Consider the following 21386-nt stretch of genomic DNA (forward strand, 5'->3'; position numbering starts at 1 on the left):
CCAATACCACACAAAACATCACCATGCCGTTTGTTACTCTAAGTGGTAAGACTACTGACAACAACGGAGTGCCTGTATCTAACGTGAAAATAATTCAGGAGTGGGGCCATTACGTCAGTCAAAGCGTAGGTTATTATCTGACATGGAACGGCCAATTCGAGCCGGTTACCTCTGACGCACTGGGCAATTACAGCATAACTGTAGTGTCAACGTCTGCCGATTCCATGACAATTGTCCCACCAATAGGAAGCGGGTTTGCCCAAACGGTTGTCAACGGCCTAAACGTAACTAAGGACATCCTGCAGAGCATTATTCTCTCGATGCCGGACACCAGTGCCCCCATCATCCTCTCCGGTCCGACGGTCTCATCATACGGCGACACCACTGCCACCATCGAATGGCAAACCAATGAGCCTGCCAAAGGTGCATTGGTTTATGGCACCAGCAATCCTCCGACTGGTACATCTGTTCCGGAATCGGCATTTACAGCAACCCACTCTCAGTCGCTTACCGGCTTGAGTGCCAACACCACTTACTACGTCAAGATAACCGCCACCGATGCCGCCAACAACGGCCCGACCACAAGCTCGATCATAACTTTTACCACCAAGCCGACAGCGGACAAAACACCGCCAGAGATCCTGACGGGTCCGACTATGAGCAGTATCACCGATACATCGGCGGTGGTGGAATGGACTACCAACGAACCCTCCACCGGCTCGGTTGTATATGGCTTCTCGAGCGCACCCAACCTGACCGTACCCGATGCTACCCTTGCCACCAGTCATCGCGTTACACTAACGGGCCTTACGGCGGAGACGGTGTACTACGTAAAAGTTGCTGCGACCGATGCCTCCAATAACGGCCCCACATCCTCCTCGGTTATCTCGTTCTCGACTGTTGCAGCGCCAGACACCAAAGCTCCGGTGATCATCGAAGGCCCCATGGCCATTAATGTCAGTGATTCGGGCGCCACAATAGTCTGGAAGACCGATGAGCCTGCCACCACCGGTGTCTCCTGGAATGACGGCACCGTTTATGGTGTTCTGTCTGACAACAGCCTGACCACGAACCACTCCGTGACGATTACCGGACTTGCTGCTACGAAAACTTACAGCTATACCGTGTCATCCAAGGACGCCTTCAACAATGGGCCGACCCTGAGCACTGCCAAAACCTTCACCACATCGGCCACGCCCGATATGAAGCCGCCGGTCTTTATCCAGACGCCGATCGTAAAGAACACCACCCATGAATCGGCTGTGCTTTACTGGGAGACGGACGAGCCGTCAAGCTCCACCATACAGTACGGCACTACGGAATCATTCGGCACAGCAGACGCCAAGGCACAACTGCTTACCAAGCACAACCGCCCGCTGACCGGCCTGCTGCCCGGTACTACCTACTACTTCCGTGTACAGGCAACAGATGCCAGCGGCAATACCGCCACCAGTCAGACTTATACATTCACCACAGACATAAATCCGGATACCAAAGCACCGGTAATTACCCAGGCCGCATCGATAATCTACTCTACCGATACTGCCGCCACGGTCGCTTTTAAGACCGACAAACCTTGTGATACCGTTGTAAACTACGGCCCTAACGGCACCACAGGCAACCAGAAGTCCAACAGCGAAAAGGTCAATGACCACCAGGTTACCCTGTCCAATCTAACCCCCAACACATCCTACAGCGTGCAGGTCTCCTGCACCGACATGTCGGGCAACACGGTAGTGGCATCGGCGGGGACACCGTCCACCATGATGGCATTGAACTATGCCGCCTTCATCCTGAGTGATGCCGTCATCGGCGCTGCCGGGACCGGCTTCACCACGCCCTCGCTGCCTGATACCACGCCGCCTGTCATCACCGCCGTTCCCGCGGCTACAGCGATCACGTCCTCCATGGTGCGCATCGTCTGGTCCACCAACGAGATCGCCGACTCCCAGGTTTACTTTGGCGTGTCCGGCCAGAATCTGACCAACTTTGCTGGGGATATCGTCCAGGTGACCGGCCATTCGGTGGCTCTGACCAACCTGGCTCCTAATACCACCTATCAGTTCAAGGTGCAGACCACGGATCCGTCCAACAACACCACTGTCTCTTCGGTCTACAGCTTCACAACTGCCGCTTTGGCAGATACCACGCCTCCTGTTATCTCCGCCATTTCGGCAAGTGGCGTGAACTCCAGCCAGATCCATGTCGCCTGGACGACCAATGAACCCTCAACTACCGTGCTCAAGTACGGTACAACCCCTTTCACCCTCACGGCCCAGGTTTCGATCGCCGGAACAAGCACGGATCACTCCGTCACCCTCTATAACCTGATTCCCGGTACTACCTACTATGTGGCGCCGGTTTCTGCGGACGGCTCGGGCAACGCAACGCAAGGGGCGACTCAGTCGGTCACCCTGGCCGGGCAACAGCCAGTTTCCTACACGGTTACTGCAGCGGCGGGCGCAGGGGGGAGCGTCACCCCGGTCAGCCAGGCAGTCTATAGCGGCTACCAGCTCGCTCTCGCGGTGGCGCCGTCCCAGGGCTACATGGTCAATTCCATCACCGGTTGCGGGGGGACACTGGTCGGCAGCGTATATACCACTGCCGGGATTACCAGCAACTGCACCGTCTCCGCTTCATTCAAGATCGACCCGAACTTTACAGGAACCATCCTGGCCACCACCGCATATCCGCCTGCAGGCACGTATGCCGGCGGCACCCTGATGGTGAAGCTAAAGGTCAGCACCCCGTCCGCCGCCATCTACTACACTACCGACGGCAGCACCCCCTCCACGTCTTCCGCGGTCTACAGCGCGGCGATTCCTGTGGTCGGAAACAAGACGATCAAATTTTTCGCAAAAGACGGCACCACGCTGGAAACGGCCAAAAGTGCCGCCTACACCGTCACCGCCACGGGGCAACCGGGAGCGAGCTTCAGCGGCCTGAAGCCGGGCTCCAGCTTTACCGTCTACCGTGCAGAGGGAGGCAAAGCGCCGACGTCCATCTACAGCGGCACCCAGACGAGCTTCGCCGACAATGGTGTGCTGAAACCCAACACCATCTACACCTATACGGTAGCTTCCGACCAGGAGGGGGCTACGGAGCTGATCAGCGTCAAAACGCCGCTCTATAATGGCTGGAACATCATTGCGGTGCCTTACAACACCACCGGCATCGCTCCGACAAGCTTCTTCGCCAGCCCGGTCAGCTCCATCTACGAGTGGCTCCCCACCGGCGCTACGACGGAGAGCAGTACAACGCAGTTGGGCTCTTACAAAACGGTGACAGCCCTTGCCCCTGGCTTGGGGTATTTTGCCAAGGCATCCAGCAGCAGCACCCTACTCACCTACAGTGGCGCAGCTGGCCCAGCCAGCGTGACCGTGACCCTGAAGCCGGGCTGGACGATGATCGCCAATCCCAACGTCGCCAACAAAACCAACATCGGAACCACCTGGCTCATAGATGGCAGCCCTCTTTCCGACGCCATCAACACCAACAAGATCGGTGGCAGCATCTACTGGTGGAACGGCACGACCTACGACTCCTGGACCATCTTGGGCAACAACCCGCAAGTAGAGCCTTGGAAAGGTTACTGGATGATCAACCTGGAATCCGTCAACCACACCCTGACGATCCAGTAAGATGAGGCCGAACATCGTAAGAGCATTCGCAGTGATAGTTGCAACCTTGAGTCTTACCTGTGTGGCGGCCATGGGTTTTGAACCCATGACCGCCACCATCAGGGTCTCGAGCGGCGCCCTCTACGACTACGTTGTCATTGGAGAGCACCCTAAGGCAAATAACGGTTTCGACAACGCCTATGACACGATCTACCCCGGCAACTTGAATGCGGACATGGGCGAGCCGTACATCAGCATCGTCATTCCACAGCCGGAATGGAATCCTGCCCTGAGGGAGCTGAAGGGGGATGTTCGCTCCCCTGCCAAGGGCCAGAAGTGGCAATTGGTGATCAGTTCCAGCTTGGCCAAAGGCACCCCGCTTAAGCTGGAACTCCAGGCTGAAGGGACCTCTCTGCCCCCGGCGCTGAAGCTGATGTTGATAGAGGGGGAAGGTAGAAAGAAGACGGACCTGAGGCTAGGGGAGTATATCTTCCCTGCGCCGGGGGCGGGCAAAACAACCACACTTTTCATTACCGCTGAACAACCATAGAAGGAGCCAACTATGAAACGAAATCTTCACCGAATCGCCGAAAATCTTATCATGGCAGCCATCGCCCTCGGCAGCATTTGCACGGCAAGCTGGGCCGGCCCTCCTCCTCCGCCGAGCATCCCCTCCACTCCAGTAGGCAATGCCGAGATGAGTGCCGTAACCATGGTCGCGGTTGCCGCATACGGGTTCTGGAAGATGCGCAAGTAACCATGCCTTTATTGCGTAATTCCGATAACGAAGCCCTGCAGCCTGGCTCCGCCTTTGCTGTACTCTTCATGTTTTGTGTTATCTCTGTGACGGCTTTGATGGCATACATCCCTGCTTCCTGCCAGATCGCATTTCGTGACCTGACCATCCTGGTCACTAAGGCGCTTGGTACAGTGCTGGGCTTTGCCATGACCAGTAACGCCGATATTCTCACAGTAAACGGCTTCGCCATGCGGATAATCAACCAGTGCACCGCAGTCGACTATGTGGCGATTTTGGCTACGGCGATTCTCCTTTATACCCGCCACAGCCTCTCCTATCGATTGTTCGGTCTTGCCGTCGCGGTACCAGCGGTGGTATTCGCCAATGCCTGCCGTTTGCTCATCTCCGGCGTCGTTGGTACCTTCTCAAGGCGCGCATTTGATTTCGCTCACGACTATCTCTGGGTGATAGGCTTCGCCCTCATCGTATTTGCCCTGTGGACCCTATGGGTCAATGGCCGCTTCTTCGTCTCCAGGTCGGCGGCATGGCGCGTTGGGCTAACTGTCGTCAGTACCATAGGTGTCTATGGATTGATTTTGTTTTGTCATGATGTCTACGGCGACCTCATGGCACAGGCGAGTTCTTTTTTTTACAGGCTAATGAACGATGACCCTTTAGCATCGATTATCCGTGATGGGGACGTGATGGTCTACAGCCGTCCCGGGGCAAGTATCGTCCTGGAGTATATGTTGGAGCAGGTGAACATTGCTTTGTACGTCGGCCTGATGGTGCCGCTGCAGAAAAAGGGTGATTGGGAAATGCTGGGGATCACCATCATTGGCCTTCTTTGCGTTGTACTGTTGAACGCTATCTTTATAGCCCTGGGATGCCGTTTTGCTGTTACCTCAGGAGAAGCAGGTCTAATTAATTTTCAGGGCATAGGAAGTGTAGTACACATGGCACTGCCCATGACTATGTATTGGATATTGACGAGCGAAAGAAGAGAAGCGGCTGTGTGATAAAGAGGGACGTGACTACGTAGTCACTCCTTGAGAAAAAATAAATATCATCGGTATGTTAACGCCCGGAGTTCAAGATTGAAATCCTCGTGTCGGCGGTTCGATTCCGTCTCTGGGCACCATAAAGAAACAAGCCATCTACGTTAATTCGTAGGTGGCTTTTTTTGTTTCCAGATGCAGCTCTTGACTGAGATGGTTTTTACTGTTACGAGAAACTAAGATGTCTTCGGCTTATGAAGAACATACAGTCATAGCACTAGTGCATTGAGTATGGCTGCTGGTACTGGTTGTTTGCCGGTCTGTCGATCCATACTGACGTCGATGCGGGGAAGGTTCGTCGTGTTAGAGGAGGTGGCAGCATGTTGCGTGTGATCAAGCGTTTCGAGCGAGTAATCATCATGGTTCTCGTGGTCCTGATGTCGGTGGTGTTGCTGCTCAGCACCCTGGAACTCGCGTGGATCATCATCCAGGACATCATATCTCCACCCGTGTTGCTGCTCGACATCAACGAGTTGCTCGACATTTTCGGCCTCTTCATGCTGGTCCTGATAGGTATCGAACTTTTGGATACCATCGCCAAGACCTACATGGCCGAATCTGTCGATCATGCGCAGATAGTCATGTCCGTCGCAATTATTGCCATTGCCAGGAAAGTCATCATTCTCGATGTAAAGGAGCTGTCGGGTCTGGCCTTGGTGGGAATAGCCGCTATCCTTTTGGCCCTCACGGTCGGCTATTTCCTGATCAAAAAGAAGGATCCGGCAGAGGGATAGGAACGGTCCGCCAAGGGACCGCAGAAGCCGCCGTACCCGGCAGCCCTCCGAGCCGCCGTCGACGCTTTCCAAAAGAGCTCGGCGTGGCGGGTTTTCACCGGCGAGAATCTGGAGGCCCGTGCGCCGTTTAGGGGCGAGGGTGCGGAGTTGTTCGGGGGGGCTCGCCGACTGTTTCACGACGCGGGGCAAATGAGAGGGGAAAAGAGCATGGTATGGAACAGGTTCGCTTGCTGTCTGGTGGCTTTGTCCCTTTTCAGTGCGGTCGGAGTCGGCAGGGCGGCGGTCGCGCCGCTTACGCCGGCCAAGAAGGTGGAGCAGGGGAGTGAACCGGCGGCGAGCCGCGAAGAGTTCCACCTGGCCATGGCGAAGCTCCTGAAGGATGAGGGCTTCCTCGACAAGAACAACACCTTCAAGAAGGGAACGAAGATGCACCGGCTCTTCGAGTCCTACCTGCGGGAGACCTTGTCGGACCCGGTGGTAATCGACTTTTTCTACACTTCGCTGAAGGACAACGCCGACCACGTCACCGATTACGACGCCTTCGGCAAGGCCCTTGCTGGTGACTACGCGGTGCGCGGGCTGACGCGCCTCCCCGAGCATGACTTCCAGGAGCTGCTGCGCGTGATGAACGCGATGGCCGGCAAGCTCCCCGAACGCGACTGCGCGGGCATGCTGCGCCCCGGCAGCAACTTCGACTACCACTGGCTGGAGCTCCTCCCGCTGGAGGATGCCCAGCTGTACCTGCGTCTTACCAAGAAGGCGCTGGTCGCGGAGATCTCCCGGTCGCCGCGCCTGCCGGCCAACACCAAGGAGCAGACCGCGGTGGCCTACCAGGCCCTGTTCGCGGAAATGAAGAGGCGGCTGTCGCCGGAAAAGCTGGAGCAGTTCGGGAAGATATGGGGCCAACCCGAGGTCGCCGAGGACGCCGATCTTTGCTGGGGATACCGGGTGCTCCTCACCGGCATCCTCGATCTCCCCGCCGAACCCAGGCGGTGGATGCTGCGCGAGTACTCCAACCTTTTGCGCCCCCGGGAATAGGTCCCGTGAGGGGCCGGCGGGGGGGGGGGTACGGTTTCAAGGAAAGAGGATCGCCTGAAAAGGCTTTCCTCTTTTTTTGTTTGATCGCGCATGTTTTTCCATCGGGCGCATTGCTATGACGGCAAAGTTGAAGCAAAATACTGGACTAGAGAGTGATTTCCTGCACAGCAACTGACAGCGGCAGTTTGAGCGTGTGGATATGAAAAATCTAAATACAGAGCCTGATACAGCCTTAGGCTGGTCAGTCGATGTCCTCAAGCGCCACCTCTTTTCCGGTGTGCTGCTGCTGAACCTTGTCGTGGCGGGAATGATAACCTACGCCCTGGTACAAAGCAGGGAGGCGCACCGCGACCGGACCGCCATAACCACCCAGAACCTGGCCAAGGTCCTCGATGCCAACATCTCCGGCATCTTCTCCAAAATAGACGTCGCCTTGCTCGCGGTCTGCGACGAGTACGAGCGCCAGCTTAAAAACGGGGCGGTGACGCCGCAGGAACTGAACCAGTTCATCGTGCGCCAGCAAAAGAGGCTCCCCGAACTGGTTGCGCTGCGGGCCACAGACCCCGCCGGGTTGGCGGTGTACGGCCCGGAAGTGACGCCGGCCACCACCAAGAGCCTCGCCCACCGCGACTATTTCACCACGCAACGACAGAACCCGGGCCTGGGGCTGGTCATCTCCAAACCCCTGGTCGGGGGCATCTCCGGAAAGAGGATGGTCGTGCTGTCCAGGAGAGTAAACTTCCCGAACGGCTCCTTCGCCGGCCTTGTCTATGCCGGCATCACGCTCGACTACCTCTCGCAAAGCTTCGCCACCGTCAACGTCGGGAAGCGGGGATTGCTGTCGCTGGTCGCGGCGGACCGGACCCTGCTGGCACGATACCCGAAATTGAATCCACCGCTCGATGCGCCTGGGGTAAGGATCAACTCGCCGCAGTTCGAGGCTTTCCTCGCCGCACGTCAGGACGCGGGGACGTACCGGACCAAAAGCAGCATCGACGGGCGCGACCGTATCTACTCGTTCAGGAAGGTCTCGCTGTCGCAACCGCTCTACGTCTTCGTGGCGCTGGCCACCTCCGACTACCTCGCCAACTGGTACCGGGAGGTTTACGATGGCGTCTTTTTCATGCTCGTCTTCATGACCATCACCATCGCCCTCGCCATGGTTTTCAGCCGGCAGTGGGACCGGAGCCGGAAGGCGGAGCAGGCGCTGAAGACGTTGGAAGACGAGCGGCTGAAGATGGAGAAGCTGGAGTCCCTGGGGGTGCTGGCGGGCGGCATAGCTCACGATTTCAACAACATCCTGACCGGTATCCTCGGCAACCTCTCGTTCGCCAAGCTGCAGTTGGCGCCGGAGCACGGCGCGCAATCGCTGCTGGAGGCGGCGGAGAAAGCGGCGCTGCGCGCAGGCGACCTGGCCAAGCAGCTCCTTACCTTCGCCCGGGGGGGAGTGCCGGTACGGGAGGTCACCTCGGTAGCGCTCCTGGTCGATGAGGCCGTTTCCCTCACCCTGAGCGGTTCCAACGTCAAGGGGGTGGTCGAGATCCCGCAGACCCTGAGCGCGGTCCAGGCCGACGTGGGGCAGATGTGCCAGGCCTTCAGCAACATCATCATCAACGCGGCACAAGCCATGCCTGACGGCGGGGTCTTGAACATCACGGCCAACGAACTCGTTCTGGATGTCGGCAATCCCGCCAAGCTCCCCCCGGGACCGTACCTGCGCATCGACTTCACGGACCACGGCGAGGGGATACCGGAGGCTTCTCTCAAGAAGGTTTTCGACCCGTACTTCAGTACCAGGCCCAAGGGGAGGGGGCTGGGGCTCGCCTCGGCGTACTCCATCGTGACAAGGCACGGCGGAAGCCTCAGCGTCGCTTCCCGTGTCGGCGAGGGGAGCACCTTCACCATCCACCTGCCGTCACTGGGCAGGCCTCTCCAGCTGCGGGAACCGGAGGCTGCGGTGCCGGGGCTTGAGGACGGCACCCCGCTTTCCATACTGGTCATGGATGATGAGGAAGTCATACGGCAACTGGCCGAGGGGATGCTGCAGCATCTGGGGCACGAGGTCCGTACCTGTGCGGACGGCGCGGAGGCGGTGGAGCTTTACCGGGGGGCGCTGCGGGACGGGTCGCCGTACAACCTGGTTCTGGCCGATCTCACCATCCCGGGAGGGATGGGAGGGCGGGAGGCGGCCCAGCAGATCCTGGCGCTTGATCCTCAGGCACGCCTCGTGGTGATGAGCGGCTATTCCAACGACCCGGTCATGGCCGACTTCAAGGAGTACGGCTTCGTCAAGGCCCTCCCCAAGCCGTTCGGGGTCGAGGCGCTGGCCGCGCTCCTCGATTCGCTGGGAGCCGCCACCACGGAGGCAAGGGACAAACGCTGACTACGGGCAGCCGCTGGAACAGTCCCGTTTGGTCTCGCAGACGCCTTCTTCCCTGATATATCGATCAGGTAAGGTGGCATCGTTCAAGATGTTCGGGCAGGATGGGTGGCCGGACACTTTCTGCCATTGATCGTCTTCCTGATGGCGGATTCGAATGACACTTTTACTTTTCCCCTTAATTGTAAAAAATCAACTTTGATGTACTATCTAGGATGTGCCGCGGCATTACGGGGCGGAGTTTACTGTCATCGTGATTTCGCTGTGGGATACCGGCGCTGGTGTGACACATTGCACCCGGGAGATTACTTTTGGTTTGACTGAACATATATCCTCTACTGACAGTGGAGGGGTTGGCGCACTCTGGATAAACCCACAGAGAAACGGCAAGGTTTCTGAAGCGGCCGTTGCTAAGGACACGCATGACGGCTCCCCCCCCTGCCGATAAGCTGCCTCGTTGGAAGAATCCGTTCCTTTTCCTCACTCGCCCCCTTTGCGCCATCCCCCCCGGGTGGCTCGCCCTTTGCCTCCTGATGATCCTGACCTGCCTTAGAGCATCCGCGGACGCCTCCGAGAAGACGGTGACGCTCGGGGTCTACGAAAATCCTCCCAAGATCTTCACCTCCGATGCCGGCAGACCGGCCGGCATCTTCATTGACCTGATCGAGCACATAGCCAAAAAGGAAGGGTGGCGCATCCGCTACGTCTCCGGCACTTGGAGCGATTGCCTGGAGCGCCTGAAGAAAGGCGAGATCGACCTGATGCCGGACGTGGCCTACACGGCGGAGCGGGAAAAGATCTACACCTTCAACAAGGTTCCCATCCTGTCCGGCTGGTCCCAGGTCTACGCGCGCAAGGGGAGCGGCATTCAATCCATCCTGGATCTGAACGGCAAGCGGGTGGCGGGCCTTGAGAAGACCATCCAACTGGAGACGGTGGACCGCCTGGCCAGGAGTTTCGGCTTGAACGTGACCCTGGTCCCGGTCTCAAGCTACAAGACGGAGTTCCAGATGATCGCCTCGGGTAAGGTGGACGCCGGGGTCACCAACCGCTACTACGGGTTGATGTTCGCCAGGAAGTCGGGCCTCGAGGATACGCCGATCATGTTCGATCCGGCCCCCTACCTGTTCGCGGCGCAAAAGCCCAGTTCCGAGGAAACGCTGCGGTTGCTGGAAGCCATCGATCGCCACCTGACCGAGATGAAGAACGACCCCCAGTCCGCTTACTATGTGATCATGAAACGGTGGACTTCGGAAGAAGTCGACTGGAAACTGCCGCTGTGGCTGCAGATGCTGGGGCCGGTGCTGGGGATCGCCCTTGTGATGACCCTGGTGGGGGCGGTGGTCCTGAAGCACCAGGTCAAGGCGCGCACCAGGGAGCTGCAACTGGTCAACCAGGAGATGGAGCGGCGCATCGAGGAGCGGACCTGCTCGCTGCAGGAGGCGAACGTGAAGCTGCGCGCCACCATGGAGGAGCTGGCGGTCGCCAAGGAGGGCGCCGAGGCCGCCAACCGCGCCAAGTCGCTCTTTTTGGCCAACATGAGCCACGAGATCCGCACGCCGCTGAACGCGATCCTGGGGTTCAGCCAGATCGTGCTGCACGAACCCAAGCTGTCGCCGGAGAACCGCCACAACCTCGAGACGGTGAACCGTTCCGGCGAGCACCTGCTGGCCCTGATCAACGATGTCCTGGACATGGCCAAGATCGAGTCGGGACGGATGACCGTCGAGACGGCGCCTTTCGACTTGGCGGGGCTGCTCGGGGAAGAGACTGAGATGCTCACCCCGAAGGCGCGGGCCAAGGGACTGCAGCTGGTGCTCGAACTTGATCCGGGCCTGCGCCGGTACCTCCTCGGCGACGTCGGAAAGCTGCGCCAGATCGTTATCAACCTGCTCGGCAACGCCATCAAGTTCACCGATAAGGGGGGAGTGTCGCTGCGCGCGCGGACCCCCGAGCGGGAGGGGCAGGTGTGGCTCGAACTGGATGTCGAGGACAGCGGGCCGGGGCTCGCGCCGGAGGAGGTCCAGAACGTCTTCGGCGCCTTCGAGCAGGCGGAGGTGGGGAGGAGGACCGAGGGGGGGACTGGGCTCGGCCTCGCCATCAGCCGCCAGTTCGCCCACCTGATGGGGGGAAACCTGACCGTCACCAGCGTGCAGGGACATGGGGCCTGCTTCCACCTGGTCCTGCCCCTGGCCGAGGCGGAGCGCCCCGTGGTGCCGGCCGCACCGGGCGGTGTGCCCCGCATTGCGCGCCTTCAGGCGGGGCAGCAGGGATGGCGGGTGCTCGTGGTGGATGACCGCGACACCAACCGGGAGATCCTGGTGAAGATGCTGGGGCCGGTGGGGTTCGAGACCATCGAGAGTAAGGACGGGGCCGAGGCGGTGGAGGCTTTCAAGACCCAGGCGCCGCACCTGGTCCTCATGGACGTGGTGATGCCCGTGATGGACGGCCGAGAGGCAACCAGGCACATCCGGGCCCTGCCGGAGGGAAAGGAGGTCCCTATCATTGCGGTCTCGGCCAGCGTCTTCGAAGAACAGCTGCGCGAGGTGATGGAGGCGGGGGCCGACGACTTCCTGCGCAAGCCGTTTCGCGAGGAGGAGCTGCTGGAGAAGATCGCCCGCCTGCTCCCGGCCCGGTTCGTCTATGACGTCGCCGAAGCCGCGCCGCCGGCGCGGGAGCATGAGCTTCTGGAAGATGGGCTCGCGACGGCGCTGGGGGCGGCGCCCCCGCAGTTGCGCGAGGCGCTGCTCGCCGCGGCCAGGGAGCTGGACCGGGCGCTGCTCGTCGCGCTGCTGGCGGAACTGTCCGCCGTCGCCCCCGAGGCCGCCGCACGCCTGCGCGGCCATGCCGAGAGCTATCGCTTCGACCTGATCGAGGAGGCGCTGCTGCAACCTTCCGCGCCGGGAGAACCGGGTTGAGCCGGCGCCGGACGCACTGGAGCGTACCCGCGGTGGTGCTGTCGGGGCTGCTGGTCACCTTGGTGCTCTTCTTCCTGGTGCGGCGCTCGGAACTCGCTTCCTTCGATTCGCGCCTGGAACGTGACGTCGCCAACTGTGCCGACACCTTCGGCAACAAGGTCGATGACACCCGGCTGGTGCTCCTGGCCCTGCGCAACCACTTCGTCTCCAGCAAGGAGGTGAGCAGGGGCGAGTTCGCCTCCTTCACCGGTCCCTTTCTGAAGGAGCGCACCGAGATCAAGGCGCTGTCCTGGAATCCCGCCGTGGCGCGCACCCAGAGGGTGCCTTTCGAGGAGCGGGGGCGCAGGGAGGTGAACCCCGGTTTCGCCCTTACCGAGCGCGGCGCGAGCGGGGTGCGCGTCCCGGCAGGGGAGCGCCCTTTTTACTACCCGGTGTGGTACATCGAGCCGATGGCGGACAACGGCAAGGCCGTCGGCTTCGACGTGGGATCGGACCCGGTGCGGCTCGCCGCGCTGGAGCGGGCGCGTGACACCGGGCAACCGGTGTCGACGGAACGGATCAAGCTGGTGCAGGATCGCACCTCGACCCACAGCGTCCTCGTCTTTTACCCGGTCTATGCGGGGGGGCTCCCCCCCGGCGGGGTGGCGGAGCGCAGGGGGACGTTTCAGGGCGCGACCGTGGCCGTGCTCAACATCGAGAAGCTCCTGCAGGCGACCTTCGGCGACGCGACCCCGTCCGGCCTCGATTTCGACCTGCTCGACCTCTCCGCCCCACAACGCGAACAACTGCTCTACCGCTGGAGCGCGCGGCGCCCGGGGGGCGCGGCGTGGTACGCACCGCTGCTCCCCCCCTCCCGGACCCTGGTCAGGACCTTCGAGTTCGGCGGGCGCCGGTGGGGGATGAGGCTTGTCCCCAGCGCGGAGTACCTCGAACGCAACGCGCCGGTGGCCTATTGGCTGCTGCTGCCGGCGGGGGCGCTGCTCAGCATCTTCCTTGGGCTGTACTTCCGCGGGCTCTACGCGCAGCGCGAGGACCTGGAGCGGTTGGTCCTGGCCAGGACCGCGGAACTGCGCTCCAGCGAGGCGACCCTGCGGGAACTGAACGCCCATCTCGAGGAACGGGTCAAGGACAGGACCGGCAAGCTGGAGGCCGCCATCGAGGCGCTGTCGCAGGCCAAGGAGCGGGCCGAAGTGGGGAGCCGGGCGAAGAGCATCTTCCTGGCTCACATGAGCCACGAGATCCGCACGCCGCTGAACGCCATCCTCGGTTTCAGCCAGATCGCCCTGCACGATGCCACCCTCACCGCGGAGAGCCGCCACAACCTGGAGATCATCAACCGCTCCGGCGAACAGCTCCTGGCGCTGATCAACGACGTGATCGAGGTGGCCAGGATCGAGTCGGGGAGCGCCAGCGTGGAGCACGGCGTCTTTGAGCTTCCCGCGCTTTTGGAGGAGGTGGTGGCGGGTTTTCGCGACAAGGCGTGCGCGAAGGACCTGCAGCTGATGCACGAACCGGCGGGGGAACTGCCGCGCTACGCGGCGGGCGACGAGAAAAAGATCCGCCACGTGCTGGGCGACCTGATCGGCAACGCCATCAAGTTCACCCGGGAGGGAGGGGTCTCGGTGCGCAGCCGCACCGGCGCCCGCGACGGTCGGCAGTGGCTGGAGGTGGAGGTCGAAGACAGCGGGCCGGGCATCGCGCCCGAGGACCAGGAGCGGATCTTCAACGCCTTCGAACAGGGGCGGGTGGGGGAGGCGGACCTGGGAGGGACCGGGCTCGGCTTGACCATCAGCCGGCAGTACGCCCGTTTTCTGGGCGGCGATCTCACGGTGCGGAGCACACCCGGAACGGGCTCCTGTTTCCGCCTCATCCTTCCCTTGGACCAGGCCACCGCCCAGCAACTGGCGGCTGCCCTCGGGAGCCGGCCGGATGGCGGCAGCATGGAGCGACAGCCGGAACCGGCGTCGGCGGAACTGGACCAGGAGCTGGCGCGCTTGCCGCTGGAACTGTGCCAGCTTCTCGCCGCGGCTGCCCGGGCGCTGGACAAGAACTCGCTCCTTGAGCTGTTGCAGTCGGTGGCGCAAAGCGCCCCCGGGGTGGCCCGGAGGCTGCGGGGGCTGGCGGAGAGCTACCGTTTCGACCTGATCGAGGAGCTGGTCGCGCAGGCGGGAGCGGGAGAGCGGCAGGGGTGACACGGGGGACGCCCCGCCAAGCGACAGGGAGCGGAAATGACAAAGAGCAGAGCAAATATCCTGGTGGTCGACGACACCCCGGCCAACCTGCAGTTGCTGGAGTCGATCATCCAGGAGCGCGGCTACACCGTCCGGGCCGCCATCAACGGCCGGCTGGCCATCAAGGCGGCGCGGCTCCAGGTCCCCGACCTGGTCATGCTGGACATTAACATGCCCGAGATGAACGGCTTCGAGGTCTGCCGGGAACTGAAGGGCGACCCGCGGCTGGCCGGCATCCCGGTGATCTTCGTTTCGGCGGCGGTGGAAACCGCGGACAAATTGCGCGCCTTCGAGGAGGGTGGGGTGGACTACGTCACCAAGCCGTTCCAGCCGCTGGAGGTGCTGGCCCGGGTGGAGACCCACCTCGAACTGGCCCGCATGCGCGCCGAGCTCGAGCGGCAAAACGGGGTCCTGGCACAGACGCTGCGGGACCTGACCCGGGCGCAGGCGCACCTGGTGCAGTCCGAGAAGATGGCGGCGCTGGGGCTTCTGACCGCCGGCGTCGCCCACGAACTCAACAACCCCCTCAATTTCATCTCTGCCAGCGTGCAGGGGCTGCAAAAGACCGTGGCCCCGGTTGACGAGCTGATGGCGCTGTGCCAGGACCTCTCCGGGACGGCGCCCGACGAGGCGCTGCGGCGCATCCGGCACTGGAGCAGCCAAAACCACCCGGGCGAGTTGCGCCAGGACATGAACGAGCTGGTCAGTAACGCCTGCTACGGCGCCAACCGGGCCGCCGAGATCGTCGCCAGCCTGCGCATATTCTCCCGCCTGGACGAGGCAGACAGAAAGAGCGTCAACCTGCACGAGTGCCTGGATGCGGCGCTGCTGCTTTTGCACAACCGCTACAAGGACCACATCCGCATCGAACGCGACTACGGCGACCTCCCCCTGTGGCTGTGCCAGCCGGGACGGCTCAACCAGGTGTTCATGAACCTGTTGGGCAACGCCGTGGACGCCATCGACGCCAAGTCCGCTCCCGCGGGTGACGACGAGATCCGGATCAGCACCAGGATGCAGGAGCGCGACGGGCGCTGCTGCGCCGTGGTGGAGATCGCCGACACCGGCACCGGCCTGAGCGACGAGGTCAGACCGCACCTCTTCGAGCCTTTCTTCACCACCAAGGAGGTGGGGAAGGGCGTCGGCCTCGGGCTCGCCATCTCCCACGGCATCATCCGCGACCACCAGGGGAGCATCGAGGTGGAGAGCCGGGCCGGGCAGGGGACCCTGTTCCGGGTGGTGCTGCCGCAGTTTGAAGCCTAGGAAAGGAAGTGACGTCATGGAAGAGCCGCAAGCCGCCAAACCCAAACTCCTTTACGTCGACGACGAGCGCCCCAACCTGGTGGCGTTACGGGCGCTGCTGCGCGATACCTATGAGGTGTTGATAGCGGAGACGGCACATGAGGCGTTCCTGCTGCTCGAGGACCAGGACATCCCCCTGATCGTGTCCGACCAGCGCATGCCGGGTATGACCGGCACCCAGTTCCTGGAGAAGGTGGCCGAGGCCTATCCCCACAACGCCCGTATGATTCTGACCGGTTACGCGGACATCGAGGCCGTCATCGATGCCATCAACCGCAGCCAGATCTACTACTACTTCAAGAAGCCGTGGAACGAGACCGAGATCCGCCTTACCCTGGCCAACGCGCTGGAGTCGGTGCAGACGCGCCGCAAGCTGATCGACAGTGAGCGCCGCTTCCGCAGCACCTTCGAGCAGGCGGGGCTGGGCATCGCCCACCTCCAGCTGCACGGCGAGGTGCTGAGGGCGAACTGCCAGCTGCAGGATTTCCTGGGGAGAACGGAAGCGGAACTGCTGGGCCAGCCTTTTCGTTGCTGGTTCGCCGAGTTCGACGCCGAGGAACTGCTGCCGGCGCCGGGCCGGGTCGTGGTGCGGGAGGCCTCCGTTCCCACCCCCAGGGGGGCGCGCTGGAGTCGGCTCACCTCATCGGTCTCCCTGGACAGCAGGGGGGCTCCCGATTACCTGATCGCCCTGGTGGACGACCTGACCGATCGCCGCCATACCGAGGAACAGGTCCTCAAGCTGTCGCACGCCGTCGAACAGTGTCCGGTGTCCATCCGCATCACGGACCGGGACGGGGTGGTCGAGTTCGTCAACCCGAGGTTCATCGAGATGACGGGGTACGCGGCGCAGGACGTGGTCGGCAAGCCCGCGGACATCTTTCTCGCCGCGCAGCAGGACGCCGGCCAGGCGCAAAGCGAGCTCAGGGCCTGCCTCGCCGCCGGCACCCCCTGGGAGGGGGAGCTCATGAACCGGAGAAAGGACGGCGCGCCCTTCTGGGCCCGGATCACCGTCTCGCCCATCTGCAACAAAGGGGGGGAGGTGACCCACTACCTGATCCTGAAGGACGACATCACCGAGCGGCACAAGCTCGAGGAGCAGCTCCGGCAGTCGCAGAAGATGGAAGCCATCGGACAGCTCGCCGGCGGCGTCGCCCACGATTTCAACAACATCCTGATGGTGATCATGGGGTACGGCTCCATGCTCACCGCGGACGCTCTGCTCGCGCCCCAGCAAAAGGAGAAGGTGGAGCACATCCTCGAGTCGGCGGACAAGGGGGCACAGTTGACCGCGAGCCTGCTGGCCTTCTCCCGCAAACAGGTGATGAAGCTCGAAGTGGTGAATCTCAACGACGTGATCCTGCACGTGGAGAAGTTCCTGAACCGGGTCATCGGCGAGGACGTCCAGCTCAGGCCGCTGGTAAGCGTCACGCCCCTGCCCGTCAACGTCGACTGCGGCCAGATCGAGCAGGTGCTCATGAACCTGGCCACCAACGCCCGCGACGCCATGCCCAAGGGGGGCGTGCTGGCCATAGAGGCCACGCGCCAGGTGATCGAGGAGCGCCACCTGATGCCTCACGACGCGGTGGAGCCCGGGGTCTACGCGGTCATCTCGGTCTCCGACACCGGCCTGGGCATGGACGAGACCACCCGGTCCAGGCTCTTCGAGCCCTTTTTCACCACCAAGGAACAGGGGAAGGGGACCGGCCTCGGCATGTCCATCGTGTACGGCATCGTGAAGCAGCATAACGGTTTCATCAACGTCTACAGCGAGCCTGGCCTGGGCACCACCTTCAGGATCTACCTGCCGCTCATGGAGAGCGCGGAGTCGGCCGAGCAACAGCGGGGGAGCTACGATCCTCCCAAGGCCGGCTCCGAGACCATCCTGGTCGCCGAGGACGAGCCGGTCCTGCGCGAAATGCTGGAGAGCATCCTGGCCGAGTACGGCTACCAGGTGATCCTGGCCGAGGATGGCCTGGATGCGGTCGAGAAGTTTCGCGAGGCGGGCGGGGTGGACCTGGTGCTGATGGACATGATCATGCCGAGGATGAACGGCAGGGAGGCCTGCGACGCCATCAGGGCCATCGCCCCGGAGGTGAAGGTCGCCTTCACCAGCGGCTACACCCGCGACTTCGTTTACCTGCGCGATTCGGTAGATGCCGGGACCGAACTGATCATGAAGCCGGTGCAGCCGCTGGAGCTTTTGAGGCGGGTCAGGGACATCCTGGACAGGGAAGCGGCGCCGGGAGCACCCGGCTAGGGGTACCTGGTGGGAAAAGGCCTCCCCGGCGGCGGGGAGTCTCGAGGCTAATCCGGGCCTAGGGGAGGGGTGGAGCGGAGAGGAGCGGTGCGCCGCAGCGGCCTCAGGCCGCCATCATCTGCGCGATCTTCTCGTTCAACTTCCTCGCGTCCAGGGGTTTCGGAATGTAGTGCATCCCCTCCTCGACGATGCCGCGCTGCGCCACGATGTCGGCGGTGTAGCCCGACATGAAGAGCACCTTCACCTCCGGGCGGATCGCCCTGATCCGCTCCGCCATCTCCCGCCCGTTCATCCCCGGCATCACCACGTCGGTCAGCACAAGGTCGATACGCTCCCCCTTGCCGCAGATCTCGATCGCCTGCGCCGGACTCTGGGCCTGGATCACGGTGTACCCCATCTCCTCGAGCATCCTGGTCGTGGTCCACAAGAGCATCTCCTCGTCCTCCACCAGGAGCACCGTGCCGCTGCCGGTGGAGGGGATGGCGATGTCGATCTCTTCCGCATCGGCCTCGGCGTCCGGGAGCCGCGGCAGGTAGATGGTGAACACGGTGCCCTGCCCCGGCTCGCTGTAGACGGTGATGAAACCGTTGTTCTGGGAAACGATGCCGTACACGGTGGCGAGCCCGAGCCCGGTCCCCACGCCCAGCCCCTTGGTGGTGAAGAAGGGCTCGAAGATGTGCTCCCGGGTGTCCCGGTCCATGCCGATGCCGGTGTCGCTCACGGTCAGCTTCACGTAATCGCCCGGCGAACAGCCGGAGTGGTGTCGGCAGTAAGCGGCGTCGAGGCGGACGTTGGCGGTCTCGATGTTTAGGGTGCCGCCGTCGGGCATGGCGTCGCGCGAGTTGGCCGAAAGGTTCATGAGGATCTGGTCCACCTGGGACGGGTCGATCAGCACGGTCCAGATCGAGGTGGCGGGTTTGAAGGTGAGCCGGATGTCCTCGCCGATCAGGCGGCAGAGCATCTTCTCGGCATCGATGATCTGGCTGTTCAGGTTCACCGCCTTGGGGGAGACGATCTCCTTCCTGGAGAAGGCCAACAGCTGCCGGGTGATCTCGCTGGAGCGCTGCGCGGCCTTCAGGATGTGCTCGAGGTACTTTTGCACCTGGCTGTCCTCGGGGAGCCGGTGCCGGCATAGTTCGGCGGAGCCGATGATGACACCGAGCATGTTGTTGAAGTCGTGCGCCACCCCGCCGGCCAGGCGTCCCACCGATTCCATCTTCTGCGACTGCCGGAGCTGCTCCTCCAGCTTCTTGTGTTCGGTCACGTCGCGCCAGATGCAGTAGTACACGGGGTGATCCTGGATGTTGACGATCTGGGCGTTCACCTCGACGTTTCTCAACTCGCCGCTGCGGGTGCGCTGCAGCGTCTCGAAGCTCCCCCTGCCGTTGGCGAGGATCTCGGCGATGCGCCCGCGGGTCTCCTCCTGCGTTTCCCGCGCCTCCACGTCGAATACCGAGAGCTGCGCGAATTCTTCCCGGCTGTAGCCGAGCTGCCGGCAGGCGGCGCTGTTGAAGTTGATGAAGCCGGCCGTGGCCGGATCGATGATGACGATGCCGTCCGGGGACTGCTCCAGGAGGATCCGGTTGAACTGGGACTCCTCCTCGATCGCCTTTTCCATCTTCTTGCGTTCGGTGATGTCCGTGATGACGGCTATGCGGCAGGTCCTCCCCTTGTACACGGTGTCGTGGGAGGTGACCACGATGGGGAACTCGCTGCCGTCCTTGCGGCGGTGGTGCCATTCGCCGACGTAGGTGTGGCCGGAAAGGCGCGCGGCCACCTCGGTGATCCTGCGTTTCTCGCGCTCCGGGTAGAGGTCGGGCAGGTGCAGCGCGAGCACCTCGTCCATGGTGTAGCCGTAGGCGATCAGGAACGCCTCGTTGACGGCCACCATCTCCATGGTGCCCCGGTCGTAGACCAGCATCGGGGCAGGGTTGTGCTCGAACAGGTCGCGGTACCTCTGCTCGCTCGCCCGCAACTCGTCCCGGGCCTCCCGGTGCGCCTCTTCTTCCTTGACGATCACCATGGCCCTGGCCACGAACATGGAAACCGCCACCCCTCCCGCCAGCAGGATCAGCACTCCCAGCACCAGGCGGTTGCGGTACGCGGCGAGCGAGGCCAGGATTTCACGTTCCGACGAGGCCACGGCGATGGACCAGAAGGTGTTGCCCATGGTTATCGGGTGGTAGACGGCGAGCTGGCGGGCAGGCGGGGCGTGCGGGTCCCTTCCGGCCGGGGCGGTATAGGTCGCGGCGCCCGAGAGCCCCTGCAGCATCCGCCGGGCCATGGCGAGCAGGGAGGGATAGTTCTTGCCGTTGACGAAGATGCTCTGGCCGCTGTGTCCGGGGATCGGGGAGTACAGCTCGGTCCCGTCGCGACTGATTACCCAGGCGTGGCCGGTCTTGCCGATCCTGATCACGTCGAGGTAGCGCTTGGCGAGGTTCTGGAAATTGATGACGATGGCGATGCTCCCCTTGAAGCGGTTCCCCTCGTAGACCGGCACGTGCAGGGCGATGGCGTCGTATCCCTGCACCGCCCTGAACACGTCGCTCACCACCGGCTTGCGGGTGCGTAACAGTTCCTGCACGTGCTTCTGCGAGGCGATGTTCCTCCCCGCGGCACCGCGTTGCGGGATGCTGACCAGGACGATGCCCTGTTCGTCCACCCGGGTGAAGGAGCGGATCTGCTCCTTGTGGGCGTCGTAGAAGAACTCCATCTGCTGCCGCCCCGAGGCGTCCGCGTCCGCGATCGCTTTCATGCGCGCCATGGAACTGAGGATCCCGGTCCAGGTGCTGAAGTAATCCTGGATCCCCTGGGCCGCCTGCTTGGCGTGGATCATCTGCTCGTCGTGCAGCCTGGAGATGGCGGACTCCCTGGCCTGTTGATAGGCCAACAGGAAGACGAGTCCGCACAGGCAGGTGCAGATGACGACCAGCAATGCCAGTGCCGGTTTCTGTATCAGGCGTTGTTTCATCGCTTACGGCGTCCTTGCAACGATAAAGTGGAGGATGCTGCCATCATACGTATCGGCACGTTGAGTGAAAAGTTGAGGTGCCCGGAAAGGCACAGGGGGGGCGGCGGATCGTTGAAAAAGGCGACGTGGTCGCTACAC

General features: G+C 62.2%; 12 protein-coding genes. 11 read left to right on the plus strand and 1 reads right to left on the minus strand.

Going from position 1 to position 21386, the window contains the following annotated elements; all coding sequences use genetic code 11:
- Window positions 1-83 precede the first annotated feature (83 nt).
- The 11 genes from KOL99_RS14230 to KOL99_RS14280 all read left to right on the plus strand — a co-directional run bounded on the left by KOL99_RS14230 (window position 84) and on the right by KOL99_RS14280 (window position 18277).
- Window positions 84-3641 carry a fibronectin type III domain-containing protein gene (locus tag KOL99_RS14230; RefSeq protein ID WP_216511146.1) on the plus strand — a complete coding sequence of 1186 codons (3558 nt, stop codon included), beginning with the start codon at window positions 84-86 and terminating at the stop codon, window positions 3639-3641.
- 1 nt (window position 3642) lies between these two features.
- Window positions 3643-4170, plus strand: a complete 528-nt coding sequence (locus KOL99_RS14235) for a hypothetical protein (RefSeq protein ID WP_216511147.1) — start codon at window positions 3643-3645, stop codon at window positions 4168-4170.
- 12 nt (window positions 4171-4182) lie between these two features.
- The gene (locus KOL99_RS14240; RefSeq protein WP_216511148.1) at window positions 4183-4377 is read left to right on the plus strand and encodes a hypothetical protein; all 195 of its coding nucleotides are present in this window, start codon (window positions 4183-4185) and stop codon (window positions 4375-4377) included.
- A 2-nt stretch (window positions 4378-4379) separates the two neighbouring features.
- Entirely contained in the window at window positions 4380-5378 is a 999-nt protein-coding gene (locus KOL99_RS14245) for an archaeosortase/exosortase family protein (protein ID WP_216511149.1), read from the plus strand.
- A 359-nt stretch (window positions 5379-5737) separates the two neighbouring features.
- Entirely contained in the window at window positions 5738-6151 is a 414-nt protein-coding gene (locus KOL99_RS14250) for a phosphate-starvation-inducible PsiE family protein (protein ID WP_216511150.1), read from the plus strand.
- A gap of 207 nt (window positions 6152-6358) precedes the next feature.
- On the plus strand, window positions 6359-7189 hold the full coding sequence (locus tag KOL99_RS14255) for a hypothetical protein (protein WP_216511151.1): 831 nt from the start codon (window positions 6359-6361) through the stop codon (window positions 7187-7189).
- 307 nt (window positions 7190-7496) lie between these two features.
- Window positions 7497-9572 carry a hybrid sensor histidine kinase/response regulator gene (locus KOL99_RS14260; protein ID WP_216511152.1) on the plus strand — a complete coding sequence of 692 codons (2076 nt, stop codon included), beginning with the start codon at window positions 7497-7499 and terminating at the stop codon, window positions 9570-9572.
- Between the two features lie 419 nt (window positions 9573-9991).
- Window positions 9992-12487 carry an ATP-binding protein gene (locus KOL99_RS14265; RefSeq protein WP_216511153.1) on the plus strand — a complete coding sequence of 832 codons (2496 nt, stop codon included), beginning with the start codon at window positions 9992-9994 and terminating at the stop codon, window positions 12485-12487.
- Window positions 12484-14679: a CHASE domain-containing protein gene (locus KOL99_RS14270; protein WP_216511154.1), complete on the plus strand. Its 2196-nt coding sequence runs from the start codon at window positions 12484-12486 to the stop codon at window positions 14677-14679. The genes KOL99_RS14265 and KOL99_RS14270 overlap by 4 nt, the downstream gene beginning before the upstream one ends.
- A gap of 36 nt (window positions 14680-14715) precedes the next feature.
- A complete protein-coding gene (locus KOL99_RS14275) occupies window positions 14716-15981 on the plus strand; it encodes a sensor histidine kinase (RefSeq protein ID WP_216511155.1) in 1266 nt (421 codons plus the stop codon).
- 16 nt (window positions 15982-15997) lie between these two features.
- Window positions 15998-18277 carry a response regulator gene (locus KOL99_RS14280; RefSeq protein WP_216511156.1) on the plus strand — a complete coding sequence of 760 codons (2280 nt, stop codon included), beginning with the start codon at window positions 15998-16000 and terminating at the stop codon, window positions 18275-18277.
- A 103-nt stretch (window positions 18278-18380) separates the two neighbouring features.
- On the opposite strand, the gene KOL99_RS14285 is transcribed toward KOL99_RS14280, so the two are convergent.
- Window positions 18381-21248: a hybrid sensor histidine kinase/response regulator gene (locus tag KOL99_RS14285; protein WP_216511157.1), complete on the minus strand. Its 2868-nt coding sequence runs from the start codon at window positions 21246-21248 to the stop codon at window positions 18381-18383.
- Window positions 21249-21386: the final 138 nt, after the last annotated feature.

The sequence above is a fragment of the Geomonas azotofigens genome (assembly GCF_018919395.1).
Lineage (GTDB): Bacteria > Desulfobacterota > Desulfuromonadia > Geobacterales > Geobacteraceae > Geomonas > Geomonas azotofigens.